The following is a 16,770-nucleotide window of genomic DNA, read 5'->3' as shown; positions in this document are numbered from 1 at the left end:
ACATGAACCAAAATACTGCGATCAAAGCCGAAAACCTATGCAAAAGCTACGTTTGCACCATGAGCAACCGGAACTCCGGAAAAGCTAGAAAACAAGTTTTTCAGGCACTCAAAAACATCAATTTCGAGGTACAAAAAGGAGAAATCATCGCACTTTGCGGAAGTAACGGCGCTGGAAAAAGTACCTTGCTAAAAATTCTGAGCAGGATCACTGCACCGACAAGCGGAATCGTAATGGGGCAGGGAAAGGTCTCCAGCCTCCTGGAGACAGGCATGGGATATCAGGGGGACCTTACGGGACTGGAGAATGTATACCTCAACGGAGCAATGCTTGGCATGAGAAAGTCTGAGATTGACAGATGTATAGATAACATCGTCCAACTCTCAGGACTAACAAATGCCATTCAACTCCCGGTAAAAAAATATTCATCAGGAATGCATATGCGACTTGCATTTTCAGCCGCAGTACATCTGGCGACAGACATCCTTATTCTTGATGAGGTAATGGCTATCGGAGATCATTCCTTCCAGCAATTCGCAATACAGAAAATCGTGGAAGTCAACAGAAATGAAGGAAAAACAATCATTATTGTGAGCCATAACGGGTCTCAACTTGATCAACTCTCCAACAGAAAAATCACTTTAGTCCAGGGTGAGATCGCAGAATAAAAGGAAATCATGAAACTAGCCATTGTCATTCACCACCCTGTTCCTTATTACAGCCCCGTATTCAGCATGCTGGCCAGGAGAACAACAATCAAAGTGTTTTACACAGACACCCGCAAGCAAACCTATGATGCCAAATTCCAAAGAAGCATAGCCTGGGACATACCTTTATTTGAGGGCTATGAGTACGATTTTCTACCCAAACGCAATACGCTACAACCCATAGAGCGCTTCAAACCTACACATTTGCTAATCTATGGATGGGCACATCTCAGACATCTACAGATCCTATATAAGTTCAGCAAAAAGATTCCCATCGGTTTACGTGGTGATTCGAATATGCTCAAACGAAACGGCCTGTTCAAAAATGCGTTAAGAATCCTAATACTCCGATCCATTTATAGATATGTCGACCATGCCTTTTATGTAGGAAGTGCTAATCGGCATTACTTCAAAAAGCTTGGATTAGGAGACCATCAGCTTCATTTTGCACCACATGCCATCGACAACAAAAGGTTTGCACAAATCACGAATGAAAAGGATAAAGAAACCAGCAGCCTTCGAAAAAAACTAGGAATTCCCGAAACTGAAGTTCTCGTACTTTTTACAGGGAAGCTCCATCCCAACAAAAACCCAATATTATTACTCAGGGCATTTTTGGAGATCAACTATCCAGATGCAACCTTATTATTTGTTGGTAGTGGTATTCTGGAATACCGTCTTAAAACAATCGCACGAAAGTACAGTGTTAATAAAGTATTGTTTTTACCATTTCAAAATCAAAGCAAAATGCCTCAGTTCTACCAGGCATGTGATCTATTCTGTATGCCATCTTTACATGAGACCTGGGGACTAGCCATTAACGAAGCGATGGCCGCAGGAAAAGCCATCCTGGCAGCAGAAACCGTTGGATGCACTGCCGATCTTATTCAGGACGCTAATGGTTGTACGTTCAAAAACAACAGTCTGAAGGACTTAAAAGAAAAATTGAGCATCATGATCAGTAGCAAATCCAAACTCCAGAAGCAGGGTAAAGCATCATTGGAGATCATTGGCAATTGGAATTTTGACAAACAAGTAAATGGCATACTAGATGGAATTCAACAGTTTTAACACACAGACAAAATTAATTCCTGCACTATTCACACCCTGGATAGCATCCATTTACCTGGACTACAACCCAATAGCCTCCTATTTCATTGCATGGACAGGTTCCCTAGTCATCTTTTACCTGAGCATCTTCTCAGGCTTGAGTCCCTGTAATTCTCAGCGACCCTTTCGCTTACAGGTCATGCGGCCAATTATTATAATTCAATTGATCTTCGCAGGCTTCATGTGCTCTAGTTCTATCTTTTATTTCTTCAACCAAATTGACGATTTAAGTGAAGAAAGTATACTACTTGCAGCATCAGATGAACAGATCATTCTGATCGCGCAATGCCAACGATACACCTTACTTGCACATGCAGCATTGGTTACTGGCATTGTGGTAGTCAGGCCTCCCCAATCCCTCAAAAAATATACACTAAAAAAAACGCCTCATCTGGTGATCAAGCTCGCGTTCTCGGCCATAACATGCTCAAGCATCCTCAATTACATCCCCGGTCTATCTCAGTTTAAATATCCATTGTATAACATCAGCATCGCGTGCACCATTTATTTGCTCATCAGAGGTCTGAAAAAAGGAGCGGTCAGAGACTGGCTTCCAGGATTGTTATTATTTATTTATCAATTGTTTAATGCTGCTTCTACCGGATACAAAGAGGTAATCATCGTGCAATTCATCCTCCTTATATTCATGGCATTTCCGTACTATCCCAAAATAACTGCACTCGCCGCTCCCATTTGCGCTCTGCTCCTACTTTACATACTTCCAACTTTTACGGGAATCATTAGAACTCAAGCCTGGATTTTAGGTAAAAAACCTCAGGAGGCAAGAACAAATGCATATCAAATCTTCCTTGAGCATACGGAAGGAGATCTTATCCTTAACAACAGCAAGGAATTTCTCGACAGCAGAATCAGCGAAATGGATATGTTTATACAATATGTAAAATACAATACCGACCACCAAGAGCTAACGCTCCAACAAATGATCCTACAGTCCCTCTACGCACTCATCCCCAAGATGATCTGGGCAGATAAGCCCTCTACTGAAAAAATTGCCATGGAAAGAGTCTATCGTTTTGGTGTAGTGAACCGCGATTCGCCCGTCTCAGCTAAAACCCGTCCCGTAGTAGATGGCTATTTAATGGGAGGCGCAGCTGGGATATTTATTTATATGTTTTGCTACGGGATCACATGTCAATTTCTCTGCAATACCTCCGTCAAACTATTTGGAGGGCACCAGCTTGGTTGTTGCATCATCTTCAACAGTATATTCCAACCACTTTGGAGGGGTAATAATATAGAGTTTTTGCTGAATAATCTATGCTATGGAATCATACTGCTGCTCATCATACACCAATTCATGATAATAACTAAAACGATCACAAAAAATCCGCTATAACATGAAAATCATACATGTAATTCCCGCATATAAACCCGCTTACTGTTATGGCGGCCCCACACAGTCCGTATCATTTCTTTGCGAGAACCTGGTAAAAAATGAACTGCAAATAGAAGTACTGACGACCACTGCGAATGGAAAGTATGAACTCAACGTACCAAGAAACACACCGGTTTTCATTAATGGAGTTAAAACCTATTATTTCAGGAGGATCAGCAAAGACCACTCTCACTTTTCTCCGAAACTCCTGTTCAATCTATATCAAAAAGCAGATGCCAAAACCACAATTATACACATTCATTCCTGGTGGAACCTGGTCTCAATACTGTCCTGCATTATAGCCAAACTAAAGAAGATACCAGTGGTACTATCTCCAAGGGGAATGTTATCGCCGTATAGCTTTGGGACTGGCAACACCACCATTAAATACCTGCTTCACCAGCATATTGGAAAAGAACTGATCCGTTATTGTCACCTCCATTGCACCAGCGAGCAGGAAAGAAGAGAATTATTGCCTATTCAGCAGGTACAACACATTTCCACAATCCCTAACATGATCGACACCAGGCCCCACATTCCCCTGAATAATTCAAATTTTGACGATGCAAGTTTCAAAATGATCTTTCTTTCCCGTATCGACCCTAAGAAAGGTCTCGAAATATTATTCTATGCATTGAATCTCCTTGACTATAAATGGACGTTGACCATTGCCGGAGATGGCTTAGAAACTTATATCAAAGTGCTAAAAGAATTAGCTGGTGAATTGCGTATTGCTGATAAAATCAACTGGACTGGGCCTGCAACCAATTCCAACAAATATGCAATGATCGCTCAACACCATTTGCTGGTGCTCTTTTCCCACAATGAAAACTTTGCCAATGTTATACTCGAAAGTCTTATTACAGGAACACCAGTTGCCATATCTGAGGATGTTGGCCTTGCGAAATACGTAAAAGCAAACGAACTGGGATGGGTAGCCCCTGCCAACCATATAAAGATTGCATCGGTGCTCAAAGCGGCTCATCACAATAAAGCAAAAAGACAAAACATCAAAACGATTGCACCTTCCCTCATTAAAGAACATTATAATCAGGTCCTACTTACACAGCAATACATCAATCTTTACCAACAAATTCGTGAAAAACACTGATATTTCCATTATCATCCTTACGTACAATGAGGAGCTACATTTGCCAAGACTCATCTCCTCTCTGTCCACTCTTCACGCTCCCACGTATGTGCTGGACTCTTATAGTAACGATCGTACGCTTGAAATTTGCAAAGAAAACCAGGTTATCTTTGCCCAGCATCGCTTCCATAACCATCCGCAACAGTGGGATCATGCACTAAAAGTCTTCCCAATCAGTACGCCATGGGTAATCTGCCTGGATGCAGATCAGGTATTAAGTAATGAACTGATTGGCTTACTGAAGGTTTTTAGAAATGAAGCGCATTCAACAATTGACGGAATCTATTTCAACAGAAAAAATTACTTCAGAGGCAGTTGGATCAAATATGGAGGGTATTTCCCAAAATACCTACTGAAAATGTTCCGTTATGGAAAAGGCTGGTCAGATCTAAATGAAAATATGGACCACCGGTTTATAGTTACTGGAAAAACGAAGGTTTGGAAATCCGGCTACCTGATCGAAGAAAATATAAAAGAAAACTGCATTAGTTTCTGGCTCACCAAGCACAATAGGTACAGTGATCTACTTGCAGAAGAGGAACTATATAAGCGAAAATACCCCATCTTGCCCAGTATCCATCCCAGTTTGTTTGGTGCGCCTAACAACCGCAAATTGTGGCTCAAAAACCTATGGACCAAACTTCCTCTCTACCTTCGCCCAGCTTTATACCTCTTTTATCGCCTCATTATTCGCGGAGGCATCTTGGACGGAAGAACTGGCATCATTTTCCACTTTTTACAAGGGTTTTGGTTCCGCCTGGTCGTAGACATGAAGCTGGAAGAACTACAGCATAAGGAGAATCAACAAAGAAAAGATAACTTTCTAATCCGATTTGTAATTCTGTTCTCACTGCTTTATGGCACCCATATATTTTTTATTGCGGTCAGCACCCCGGGAGGTTTCTACATTAAATGGTTTGATCAGCATATCAACTATATCAAAGCCTGGCGCAAACTCGACATTCATGCCAGCGCATTTCTACTTAGGAATTTCGGATATACTGTCTACACAAACGAAACAGGCCTCTCCGTCCGGCATTATTCTGGCTTCCGGTTGGTTTATTCCTGTCTCGGCTATGGAATTATGAGCAGTTTTACCGCCTTCGTCCTGGCTTTCCCTAAGCCGCTCAAAACAAAATTCGGATTCATCTTCCTGGGCGTCATAACCATACAATTAATGAATATCCTCCGACTGGTATTAATTGCTCTTTTTTACAAATCCGACAACTTCTTCGATCATCACCTCTTGTTTAATATTAGCATATACCTTCTCATCGCTTTATTCATTTACCTATGGACCGACACACCCAACTAAAAAAGAACTTCGACAAAGGCAATTTCCAGGTCGGGGCATCCAGGCTAAAGCTTGCCGTTTGGTATTTGAGCAATCTTCTGTTCTTTAGGTCTGGACTGATACCCTCTAGCACAATACTCGTTGTTATCCTAAGATTATTTGGGGCCAAAATTGGCAGGGACGTAAGGATCAAACCTTTTATTCATATTAAATACCCATGGAAACTCAGCATAGGTGACCATTCCTGGCTTGGCGAATGTCAAATTGAAAATCTGGACTATATCAGTATTGGAAAAAATGTATGTATATCTGCAGATGCAATACTATTAACAGGAAATCACAACTATACCTCAAACTCATTTAAACTGATTACTAAGCCTATTGTACTTGAAGATGGGGTTTGGATTGCAACCCGGGCAATTGTCTGTCCGGGAGTCACCGCTAAAACCCATTCCGTATTGATGACTGCTGCTCTGGCGAATACAGATTTATTGGCCTATACAGTTTACAGGGGCAATCCTGCACGTCCGGCGCGAACCAGGGTATTGCAAAGCCCTTAACTCCACAGAAACACTACTTTCCCCAACTTTATTCATTTCATTTGCTCGAAAAATTCACAAATCTCTCCAACTGAACAACTTGAACGAATTGACTTAACACCGATACCATTACATTCGTCTTGATGTTTGGCCAAAACAGAGGCGGAACCTGAAAAGCCTGTAACGAGTAAGGAAAAAAACTACCTCCTATTATAAGTTAACAACCCTATTAAAACTAAATTTTATAGACCCATGAAAAATCTAGAATTAAACCAGCTGGGTGTTCAGGAAATGAACTCCACTGAAATGAACACGCTTGAGGGCGGAGGACTGCTAAGCGGTCTCCTTGGTGGACGTTTAAACGGTGTATTGACACCAGTAACTGATACCGTAACCACAGTAAAGAACGACACCTTTGCTTACCTCAGCAAACAGGTAGACTCCGTGATCAAACTAGTCTGGAATCTTTAAAACCCAAAAAAGAGCCAGGTACTGCCCCCCAGTACATTGGCTCTTTTTTTAACAAACTGGCCACATGTCCATTTCCAGGTATTCAACTGAAACCATTGCCAACAACGTACTGGTGTATCGTGCCCAAATTAGTCAGTCGACCCGGCTCATATACCTGACCACATTATTCACCATCTTTATTATACTCCTTTTATTACCCTTTATCAAAACCCCTATCAGTGTCAAAAGCGCTGGTTCTCTTCAGTCTGCCCTAGAGAAAACAGAGCTCATCATTCCCGTAAGCGGCAGACTAGTCCAACTCAAGATCTCCGACAATAAAAAAATAAAGCAGGGTGACCTGCTACTGGTCATCGACGCTGCCCTCCCCAAACAACAGGGGGCAATAGTTCAAAACCGGCAACGGCAGCTTCAGCAATTTCTTCAGGACATCCGCATATTGATGGTCTATATCAATAGAAATGGCTATAGCTATCCAAGCCTCCAGACAGGACAATACCGGGCTTCCTGGCAGCAGTTTGCTCAAGAACTGGAAAATGCGCGCAATGCGCAAAAACAAGCAGAGAGCACATTCAACAGATACGATAAGCTTTATCAGAAAAATGTGCTCACCCAAGCCGAACACGACCGCTACCGCTATGAACTTCAGCAAACTGAATCCTCCTATAGAATGGTCAGCAGTAAATACAGAACGCTCTGGCAAACCGAAGCCAATCAATATCGAAATGAACTTAGCGAACTCTCTGGCCAGCAGGCCGACATCAACGAGCAGAAGAAACAGTATTCGCTCAAGGCTCCAATTGATGGATCACTTCAGAACCTGACCGGTATTCAAAACGGCGCTTATGTATTTGCCAATCAAAAAATCGGCGAAATCTCTCCGGACACCAGCATCACGGCTTTCTGCTACATCAGACCGGCAGATATTGGCCTGATTAAAATTGGACAAGAAGTACGGTTTCAGGTCGACGCCTTCAACTATAACCAATGGGGACTTGCCAATGGAAGGGTAACAGACATATCAGACGACATTATCCTGGTCAATGAACAGCCGGTTTTCAAAGTCAGGTGCAGCCTCAACCAGCACTACCTGATGCTGAAGAACGGATACAAGGGCTACCTCAAAAAAGGAATGAATTTCACCGCACGCTTTACCGTCACCGAACGCAGCCTGTACCAATTGCTATATGATAAAGTAGATGACTGGGTAAATCCGAACCTCCGAAGTAACAGCTAGAAAGTCCATGAGCATCAAAATAAAACAACGAGACATCACAGATTGCGGTGCGGCCTGTCTGGCTTCCATTGCAGCCTATTATAAATTAAACTTACCTGTAGCCCGAATCCGCCAACTTGCAGGCACCGATAAAAAAGGGACAAACATTGTAGGTATGGTTGAGGCCGCTCAGAAATTGGGTTTTGAAGCAAAAGGAGTCAAAGGTCCTTTCGAAAGCCTATTCAAAATCCCTAAACCCGCAGTCGCGCACCTCATCATAGACAGCATCTTGCAGCACTATGTCGTCATTAGGAAAGTCACGCAGAAATACATTGAGGTCATGGACCCAATGGACGGACAACTTCATCGAAAAACACACGAAGAATTTAAAACCGAATGGACAGGTAACCTGATCATCCTTCTCCCTTCCGATAATTTCCGTGCGGGAGATCAAAAAACATCCATGTCCAGACGCTTCTGGCTCCTCATCAGGCCGCACCGCAGCATCCTTGTTCAGGCACTGTTCGGTGCAGTCCTGTATACGATACTTGGTTTGTCGACTGCAGTTTTCGTGCAGAAGATCGTCGACTTTGTATTGGTCGACGCCAATCGTAATTTACTTAATCTCATGGGACTGGCCATGATGGCGATCTTGTTTTTACAGTTATTCATCGGCACAGCCAAAACCGTATTTACGTTGAAGACAGGTCAGATGATTGATGCACAATTGATCCTGGGCTACTACAAACACCTCCTCAAATTACCGCAACAATTTTTTGATACCATGCGTGTAGGCGAGATCATGTCCAGAATCGGCGATGCAGTAAAAATCCGGGCCTTTTTAAACGACGTTAGCATCAATTTCCTGGTAAATGTTTTTATCGTCTTCTTTTCTTTCATCATGATGTTTACCTACTATTGGAAACTGGCTCTTTTCAGCCTTGCTGTCATCCCGGTCTACAGCTGCATCTACTTCATCACCAATAAGCTGAACAGGAAAGCTCAACGCAGATTAATGGAAGATTCTGCGGAACTGGAATCTCAATTGGTAGAAAGCCTGAATGCCGCAGGCACCATCAAACGCTTTGGACTGGAAAACTATGCCAATGAAAAAACAGAAGAACGCTTCATCAAGCTTCTTCAAACTGGTTTCCGATCCAACCTGAACGGACTGTTTTCCGCAACTTCCACAGAATTTCTATCCCGTGCACTCACGATTAGTCTGCTTTGGCTGGGCGCAGGTTTTGTGCTCGACAATGAGATTACACCAGGAGAACTTCTTTCCTTTTATACATTGATTGGCTACTTCACAGGCCCCGTCTCCTCACTCATAGGCATGAACAAGACTGTGCAGGACGCCGTTATTGCCGCCGATCGGCTCTTCGAAATTATGGATCTGGAACGTGAAGAAGAAGCCCATCAAATTGACATCCGCAGAGAGCAACTCGGGGACATACGTTTTGAAAATGTAAGCTTCCGTTATGGCAGCCGGACACCCGTGTTTGAAAACCTATACCTAAAAATACCGCTGGGTAAATTTACTGCTATTGTGGGCGAGAGTGGCTCAGGCAAATCGACCCTCATGGCCATCTTACAAAACCTATACCCGCTACAACAAGGCAATGTCAGCCTCGGCCAGTATGACCTCAAATACATTAAAAACTCTTCTCTTCGTGAACTCGTAGCGGTGGTTCCTCAAAAAATAGATCTTTTTTCAGGCACTGTGATCGAAAATATCGCTATCGGCGACTATGAGCCTGATATGCAGAAGATCATCGACATCGCTACCCAACTGGGAATAATAGATTTTATAGAAGCGCTGCCTGCCGGATTCCAAACTCATCTCGGAGAAAATGGAGCTACCTTGTCCGGGGGACAACGTCAGCGGATCGCTATTGCCCGGGCACTTTACCGCGACCCGGAGGTCCTCATACTTGATGAAGCCACTTCTTCCCTGGATTCTGCTTCTGAACAATATGTACAGCGCATGATCAATGTGCTTATGGCAGAAAACAAAACGGTGATCGTAATCGCCCACCGTTTGAGCACCCTGCATAATGCAGATCAGATCATTGTGCTGGATAAAGGTCATGTAATAGAGCAAGGTACCCACCGGGAATTGCTAAGCCGTGTCAGTTCCTTTTATGCCAATTTATGGAAACTCCAAAGTCCAAACCATTTCAGCAGCAACTGATCCTACATGAAACTACCATCTCCCCTTCTTCTCACAGGCCCTCCATTCCTTCCCGAAGCACCTGTCCATTTTTGCAATCTCATGCTCAGTTTCAACATGAAATAACGGCTTAACGCATTCGACTTCGTATCCACATATCCACCATTATCTAAGATCTCGCGCGTTACAAAGTTGTTCTGATTCAACACATCAAAAGCCTGGAAAGTAATCCTGCCTCTTCTGTTGAACAGTTCCTTTTCGATAGCAGCATTGATTACGAATGGATTATTCGTCACATTGGCTGCAATCCCACTCACATAGTTCTTACTGGCATTGTAGTTGAAAATCCAGCTATCCCATAAGATCACCCTGCCATCTACATTCAGTGCCAAAGTATTCGTCGAATAATTTGCGTCAGAAAGGCTACTTTTTGAGTCGGTGTGGTTATAGGAAACATTTGGATTAATTTCAAACCATTCAGTTGGATTGATCCTTGGACCAAAACGCTCTACAAAAGTCCAGGTATCAGTAGTTGTCAATAAGTTATTACTCATAGCCACACCATGGTTAAAGTTGACATTACCGCTTAACGAAAGGTTATATTTTCTATTACTCAATTGTTTGCTGACTGAATAGTTACCGTTGATACGATATATACCATCTGCGTTTATAAATCTGGTCTCTGTAATCAGCCTATTATCTTCACTTGTATACTGTACGTTATTTCTAATCACCGAGTTTTCTAAAAACGAAGCATTGAAATTCAGGGAATAGTTTAATTTGGAATTGGCGATGTAGTTATTATAATTTCCGTTAATCGAGTGGGTAAAACTCGCCAATAGGTCCGGATTACCTACTATTGGATTTTGCGGGTTGATCACGTCACGCACGGGCTGTATCTGATCAAAGGTTGGTTCAGTTGCCGTCCCTGAATAGTTAAGAGATATCCGGTGCTGACGTGAAAAGATGTATTCAAGCCGTGCTATTGGGATCAGGTTAAAACTGCTTCTGCTGGTAGTCGTACCCAGGCTTTCTTTCGTTCCGGACAACACAGATGGAATACCCGTTAAGCCGAGAGAAAATCGCACTTTAGACTCACTTTTCAAACCATAGCGGAAGTTCAATGCTACCCGGCCTTGCGTAAACGAGTATTTATAAATGTTACTCAATGAATCGATAATTTGCGACGCAGCTCCCGCAGCCGCATCTCTTGTTGTAGCATTATTGTCGTAGCCATTATAATTCAATTGTGCATTGAATTCCAACTGCGTATTGAGACCAAGGGGTTCCACATAGGTTAAGCTTCCCCGGTAGTTACTTTGCAAATTTTTGCGCAGGACGATTCTGTTTTCCAAGGTCTCTTCTGGGCTGCCAACAGCGTTATAGGTTGTGAAATTGGTAATTTGTTCCTGCTCATTTTTTGTTTCATTGCTATTGATGTCTGCCTGGAAAGAAAAATTTCGTCTGGGCTTATTAAATGTATGTTGGTAAAAAACCGAAGCACCCAATCTTGGTGTCGTATTTTTGGTGTTATTAAAACTGATCTGATCCTGACGAAAGTCTTCCCCTCCAAGTGTACCATTTTGATACAGCGAATCCCTTCTCAAGCCATTAGTAGAGCCATAGTTAAGCGTAGGAATGAATCTAAGGAAATTGTTGCTATCTAAATCAGCTTCCAATTCCAACCTCAGGTTGTGGCTCCTCGTATCATTCTCACTTAAATTACCACGTGTCGCGAAAATTCGTCCGGCAGAAGTCACCTCAAGAGAACTACTGCTATTCAATGAATTTACATCCGTCCCCGTGTACCCATAGTTAAAATTAACTGCCAACTTTCCGAATTGATCACGCATACTTACCGAAGCATTACTGGCAGTAGTTGTACCTCCAGTTCCACTAGATGCACCTGAGCTAGACTGCCCCCCTGACGCCCCTCCTCTTCCTCCGCCACCCTGGCCACCGCCCTGATTTCCGCCACCTTGTCCACCTCTTCCGCCGCCACCCTGACCTCCGCCAGAAAAGCCACCAGAAGCATTTCCTCCCCCACTATTTCCGCCCGCTACACCATTCACGGTATTGTTCAAATTAGCATTTACACCTATATTCTGATTCCCATTAATTCGTGTACCAAACAATCCGGCTTCATAACGCTCATCGTTACCTGCTCCGGCATTGAGGTTCAACATATTTCCCACCGATTTATCCGTCCTGGTTGTGATGTTCAGTACCTTTGAAGCGTCGCCATCCTTCACTCCCGTTCTCGCCGCCTGATCCCCATAATCATCCACAATCTGGATCTTATCTACGATCTCTGCCGGTAAGTTCTTTATGGCATTAGCAATATCCCCACCCAAATAGTCCTTTCCATTTAAGCGAGCTTTCGTCACCGATTGCCCCTGATGCACCAAACTTCCATCACTACCCACTTCCATCCCCTCCATTTTCTTCAGCAACTCATCTACGGAAGCGTTTGCACGCACCACATAGTCACTAGCCTTATATTCTACCGTATCCGTTTTGTAGGTAATTGATGGGATTCCGTTGATTACAACCGTGTTCAGCGTATTTTTTTCCTCCTTCAGAAGAATCGGATCCATCACGATACGTGCGATCATATCATTTTGCTTGTAGCGCATCACCGGCGTTTTGGTGTACCCTATGCTTTGCACCACTATGGTGTAAGTTGCCGACTTCACATTCTTAAACACGAAGATTCCGTCGTTATTCGTCGATGTTTTTAAAGTATCTTTATCCGAAGTAAGTGATACTGTAGCCCCGATTACTCCCAAATCTGTACTGTCTTTTACAATTCCGCTGATCTCTCTTACAGGTAGCGGTGGTGGTGTCGTTTGAGCCGGTTGATCTTGTGCAGTCGCACTTGCAGCACCTATGGTCATCAGGATTAAAAATGTAATTCGGCTAAGGTACTTCTTCATGTTGTATCGTTCTTTTTTTTGGCTTTAGGACAGCCGAAGCCTACATAGGTTTAATCAGGTTAAACAAGATTTAACATTTGCGGTTATTTTGTTACAATACCCATCGATGCAACAATTAAGTTACCAGCCCCAATTAAACCTATTGCATTTCTGAGACTCCAAGCAGCAATTAATAACCAAAAAACTTTAAGAAAATGAAAAAATTAATGATGATCTGCATGCTTGTTTTTGCTGCAACTACATTCGCACAAGCACAACAAGGCCAGGGTGGCAACCGGATGGGCGGTACACCTGAGGAAAGAGCTAAAAGAAACGTAGAGCAATTGAATGAAAAAGTAAAACTAACTGAAGATCAGAAAACTAAAGTCACTGCTTTATATCTTGAGCAAGGCACTAAAATGGCAAAGGTTTTCGAATCGATGCAAAACGGTGGCAACCGTGATTCAGTTCGTGTGATGATGACTAAAGCAAACGAACAAACTAATGCCAAAGTTGCTGCATTGTTGAACGATGAGCAGAAAAAAGCATTCACTGCATGGCAGGCTGAACGTGCTGAAGCGATGAAAAAACGCATGCAAGAACGTTCAGGAGGTCAGTAAGCTGACAACCATTAAACGCAAAAAAAGCCTCTGAACAGTCTCGTTCAGGGGCTTTTTCATGAATATCCCATCTCCACAGAGCGCTTGACTAACTGCTAATATCAGGTAGAGATCAGCTAAAATATACTTACTCAAGAACGAGTAATCTTCCTAGTTTTATGACAACGATGCCCCCTCAGTTACGGGGAGAGTTACTCAATAGATGATTCAAAATGACGACACACCATATATTATTCCGGATTTTCCTGCTCACAGCCTGCTTAATTCAGGCCACACAAAACACTCAGGCGCAAAATGGCGATCAGATCCTGGATGGAATTGGCGAAACAGGAATGATTGCGCGCTATTTATTCAATGGCGACCTGAAAGACTGGTCCAGAAATAACCTACATGGCAAATCTCCGGGCAAAGAACCGAAATTCGCAGTCGACAACCGTTTTGGGAAAGTACTGTCGCTCAATGGAGACAGCAGTGTTTCCATCACACTTCCCGCAGAAGTCCTTACAGACGTAGAATCGGTCAGCATATCTGCATGGATATACCTACGGTCAAATTTTAAGCTTTTACCGGCTGTACCACCCAACAAATGGATACACCTGAGCATGGTGGTAGATGTCCCCTCAAAATCCGTAGTCACTTATGTGGATGCCAAGCCGATCGGCCAGGCCCAGCACATCCCCTCAGCATTCAAAAAGTTGATCGGCCAGCAAGCCGTACTACCCAACCTGAATGCCATGATCCACGACTTCCGCATCTATAGGATCCCACTCAGCAAAAGCCAGGTTGCAGGAATTTACAACAAGGTCATGGGCAATAATCCAATTACAACAAGCCAAACCAAAACGGAGGATGATCTCCCCGTCTTTCCGAAGGCCGAAGCACAGCTTTACAACATTTACCTAACACAGGTAGCTGATGTGAAGGTGGAGACTGAAACTGGAACTTTGCCCCGACTACCCAGTTATGTAGATGCAACTTATAAAAACAACTTCAAAGGTCCCAGAGTCCGTGTGATCTGGCCTGCGGCAATTGACAATAGCGCGGTACTAAAACCCGGCACCTATACCCTTACCGGCCGGGTAGCCGGAACGGAATTTCAGCCCAAAGCATTCATCACGGTAAACAAAGCCGGCAAACCGGTCACACCGGCTTTAAAACTGGAAACCTTTCCGCTGGACCAGGTCAGCTTAAATCCGGATGCACATGGACATGAAAGTAAATTCATGGAGAACCGCGACAAATTCATCAACACCCTTGCCGGCACCGACCCAAATTCCTTTTTATACATGTTCCGCCATGCCTTTGACCAGCCGCAACCTACAGGTGCAAAACCTCTAGGTGTGTGGGACACGCAGGATACCAAACTGAGGGGCCATGCAACAGGGCATTACCTGACCGCAATAGCCCAGGCCTATGCCAGTACTGGCTACAATAAGGCACTTCAAGCCAATTTCTCCAGCAAAATGGAGTACATGGTTAACACCCTCTATGACCTGGCTAAATTATCCGGACAAGCGAAGGCAGGCAAGGCTGCACAGGTATCCGATCCCGGACTCGTACCCTATGGCCCTGGGAAATCGGCCTATGACTCTGATCTCAGCGACGCTGGTATTCGCAGCGATTATTGGAACTGGGGTACAGGCTTCATCAGCGCCTACCCACCAGACCAGTTCATTATGCTGGAAAATGGAGCTAAGTATGGCGGACAAAAGAACCAGATCTGGGCGCCCTACTACACCCTGCACAAAATCCTGGCAGGATTAGTAGATATTTACGAAGTCAGCGGCAATAAAAAAGCATTGGAAATTGCTACAGGAATGGCCAACTGGGTGCATGCCCGCCTGAGCAAACTACCTGCCAAAACGCGGATCATGATGTGGAATACCTACATCGCCGGTGAATTTGGCGGGATGAACGAAACCCTGGCACACTTGTACCGGATCACAAAAGATCCAAAATTCCTACAAACGGCACAGCTATTTGACAACATCAAAGTGTTCTTTGGTAATACTGCACACAGCCATGGACTGGCCAAAAATGTCGATAATTTCCGCGGCCTGCATGCCAATCAGCACATCCCGCAAATGGTAGGCAGCATAGAAATGTACCACGTGTCCCTCAATCCCGAATATTATAAAATCGCAGATAATTTCTGGTATAAGGCTGTAAATGATTACATGTACAGTATCGGCGGGGTAGCCGGTGCACGTAATCCACCGAATGCAGAATGCTTCCTGACTCAGCCCTCCACCTTATATGAAAATGGTTTCTCTGAGGGTGGACAGAATGAGACCTGCGCTACCTACAACATGCTGAAACTCACCAGCGACCTCTTTCTTTTCGATCCGCGTGCCGAACTGATGGATTATTATGAGCGTGGCTTGTACAACCATATCCTGGCTTCGGTAGCCGAGCATAGCCCAGCCAACACCTATCATGTTCCCCTTAGGCCGGGCTCCATGAAGCAATTTAGCAATGCCGACATGAAGGGTTTTACCTGCTGCAATGGCACTGCCATAGAAAGCAGCACAAAGTTGCAGAATTCCATTTATTTCAAAAGCAAAGACAATAAAGCGCTTTATGTCAACCTCTACATCCCCTCTACCCTGACCTGGAAAGAACGTGGCATTACCCTGGAGCAGCGCACCAACTTCCCGAAAGAAGACCACACGCAGCTGACAATAAGAGGTGCTGGAAAATTCGCCATCAATGTGCGTGTACCCGGCTGGGCTACCAAAGGCTTCTTTGTGAAGATCAATGGCCAGGGACAAAAGCTGGAGGCAAAGCCAGGCAGCTACCTGCAAATCAACCGCAGCTGGAAAGATGGCGATGTTGTAGAATTAAAAATGCCTTTCCAATTTCACCTGGACCCTGTAATGGATCAGCAAAACATAGCCAGCTTGTTTTATGGCCCTATCTTACTCGCCGCCCAGGAACCTGAAGCAAGAAAAGAATGGCGCCAGGTAATTCTCGATGCAGAGGATATCAGCAAATCAATAAAAGGTGATCCACAAACGCTAGAATTTAGTATTGATAATATTGTTTTTAAGCCCTTTTATGACAGCTATGGGCGCCACTCTGTTTATCTGGATGTTAGGTTGAAGTAGATTCTCCAGGGATGGTCATCAAAGTTCCCGGGAACAGATATTCTAATTAGAAATGAAATCCAATTACGATTCAGC

General features: G+C 43.8%; 12 protein-coding genes. 11 read left to right on the top strand and 1 reads right to left on the bottom strand.

Going from position 1 to position 16,770, the window contains the following annotated elements:
* Positions 1-2 precede the first annotated feature (2 nt).
* The 9 genes from WAE59_RS10050 (at position 3) to WAE59_RS10010 (ending at position 10,074) form a co-directional block, all read left to right on the top strand.
* Positions 3-668 carry an ABC transporter ATP-binding protein gene (locus WAE59_RS10050; RefSeq protein ID WP_337855824.1) on the top strand — a complete coding sequence of 222 codons (666 nt, stop codon included), beginning with the start codon at positions 3-5 and terminating at the stop codon, positions 666-668.
* Positions 669-677: 9 nt separating this feature from the next.
* Positions 678-1,778: a glycosyltransferase family 4 protein gene (locus WAE59_RS10045; RefSeq protein ID WP_337855823.1), complete on the top strand. Its 1,101-nt coding sequence runs from the start codon at positions 678-680 to the stop codon at positions 1,776-1,778.
* Positions 1,759-3,174, top strand: coding sequence for an exosortase Y-associated Wzy-like protein (locus WAE59_RS10040; protein WP_337855822.1), 1,416 nt, complete (start codon positions 1,759-1,761; stop codon positions 3,172-3,174). The genes WAE59_RS10045 and WAE59_RS10040 overlap by 20 nt, the downstream gene beginning before the upstream one ends.
* A 1-nt stretch (position 3,175) precedes the next feature.
* The gene (locus tag WAE59_RS10035) at positions 3,176-4,324 is read left to right on the top strand and encodes an XrtY-associated glycosyltransferase XYAG1 (RefSeq protein WP_337855821.1); all 1,149 of its coding nucleotides are present in this window, start codon (positions 3,176-3,178) and stop codon (positions 4,322-4,324) included.
* On the top strand, positions 4,311-5,678 hold the full coding sequence (gene xrtY, locus WAE59_RS10030; RefSeq protein ID WP_337855820.1) for an exosortase Y: 1,368 nt from the start codon (positions 4,311-4,313) through the stop codon (positions 5,676-5,678). Before WAE59_RS10035 ends, xrtY begins: the two co-directional genes overlap by 14 nt.
* Positions 5,657-6,217 (top strand): WcaF family extracellular polysaccharide biosynthesis acetyltransferase, encoded by a 561-nt coding sequence (locus WAE59_RS10025; RefSeq protein ID WP_337855819.1) that lies wholly within the window; start codon positions 5,657-5,659, stop codon positions 6,215-6,217. Before xrtY ends, WAE59_RS10025 begins: the two co-directional genes overlap by 22 nt.
* Before the next feature lie 231 nt (positions 6,218-6,448).
* Complete coding sequence (locus WAE59_RS10020) at positions 6,449-6,667, top strand: hypothetical protein (protein ID WP_337855818.1); 219 nt, start codon at positions 6,449-6,451, stop codon at positions 6,665-6,667.
* 64 nt (positions 6,668-6,731) lie between these two features.
* Positions 6,732-7,901, top strand: a complete 1,170-nt coding sequence (locus WAE59_RS10015; protein ID WP_337855817.1) for an HlyD family secretion protein — start codon at positions 6,732-6,734, stop codon at positions 7,899-7,901.
* 7 nt (positions 7,902-7,908) lie between these two features.
* Positions 7,909-10,074, top strand: coding sequence for a peptidase domain-containing ABC transporter (locus tag WAE59_RS10010; protein WP_337855816.1), 2,166 nt, complete (start codon positions 7,909-7,911; stop codon positions 10,072-10,074).
* Between the two features lie 2 nt (positions 10,075-10,076).
* Here WAE59_RS10010 and WAE59_RS10005 read toward each other — a convergent pair whose 3' ends face one another.
* Complete coding sequence (locus tag WAE59_RS10005; RefSeq protein WP_337855815.1) at positions 10,077-12,989, bottom strand: outer membrane beta-barrel protein; 2,913 nt, start codon at positions 12,987-12,989, stop codon at positions 10,077-10,079.
* Positions 12,990-13,183: 194 nt separating this feature from the next.
* On the opposite strand from WAE59_RS10005, the gene WAE59_RS10000 reads away from it, so the two are divergent.
* Entirely contained in the window at positions 13,184-13,588 is a 405-nt protein-coding gene (locus WAE59_RS10000; RefSeq protein ID WP_337855814.1) for a hypothetical protein, read from the top strand.
* A gap of 212 nt (positions 13,589-13,800) precedes the next feature.
* Positions 13,801-16,695 (top strand): beta-L-arabinofuranosidase domain-containing protein, encoded by a 2,895-nt coding sequence (locus WAE59_RS09995; RefSeq protein WP_337855813.1) that lies wholly within the window; start codon positions 13,801-13,803, stop codon positions 16,693-16,695.
* Positions 16,696-16,770: the final 75 nt, after the last annotated feature.

Origin of the sequence: Pedobacter sp. GR22-6, from assembly GCF_037402555.1 — a bacterium.
Classification (GTDB): Bacteria; Bacteroidota; Bacteroidia; order Sphingobacteriales; family Sphingobacteriaceae; genus Pedobacter.
The sequence above is the reverse complement of the archived record's forward strand: the minus strand, read 5'-3'. Positions and strand labels throughout refer to the sequence as shown.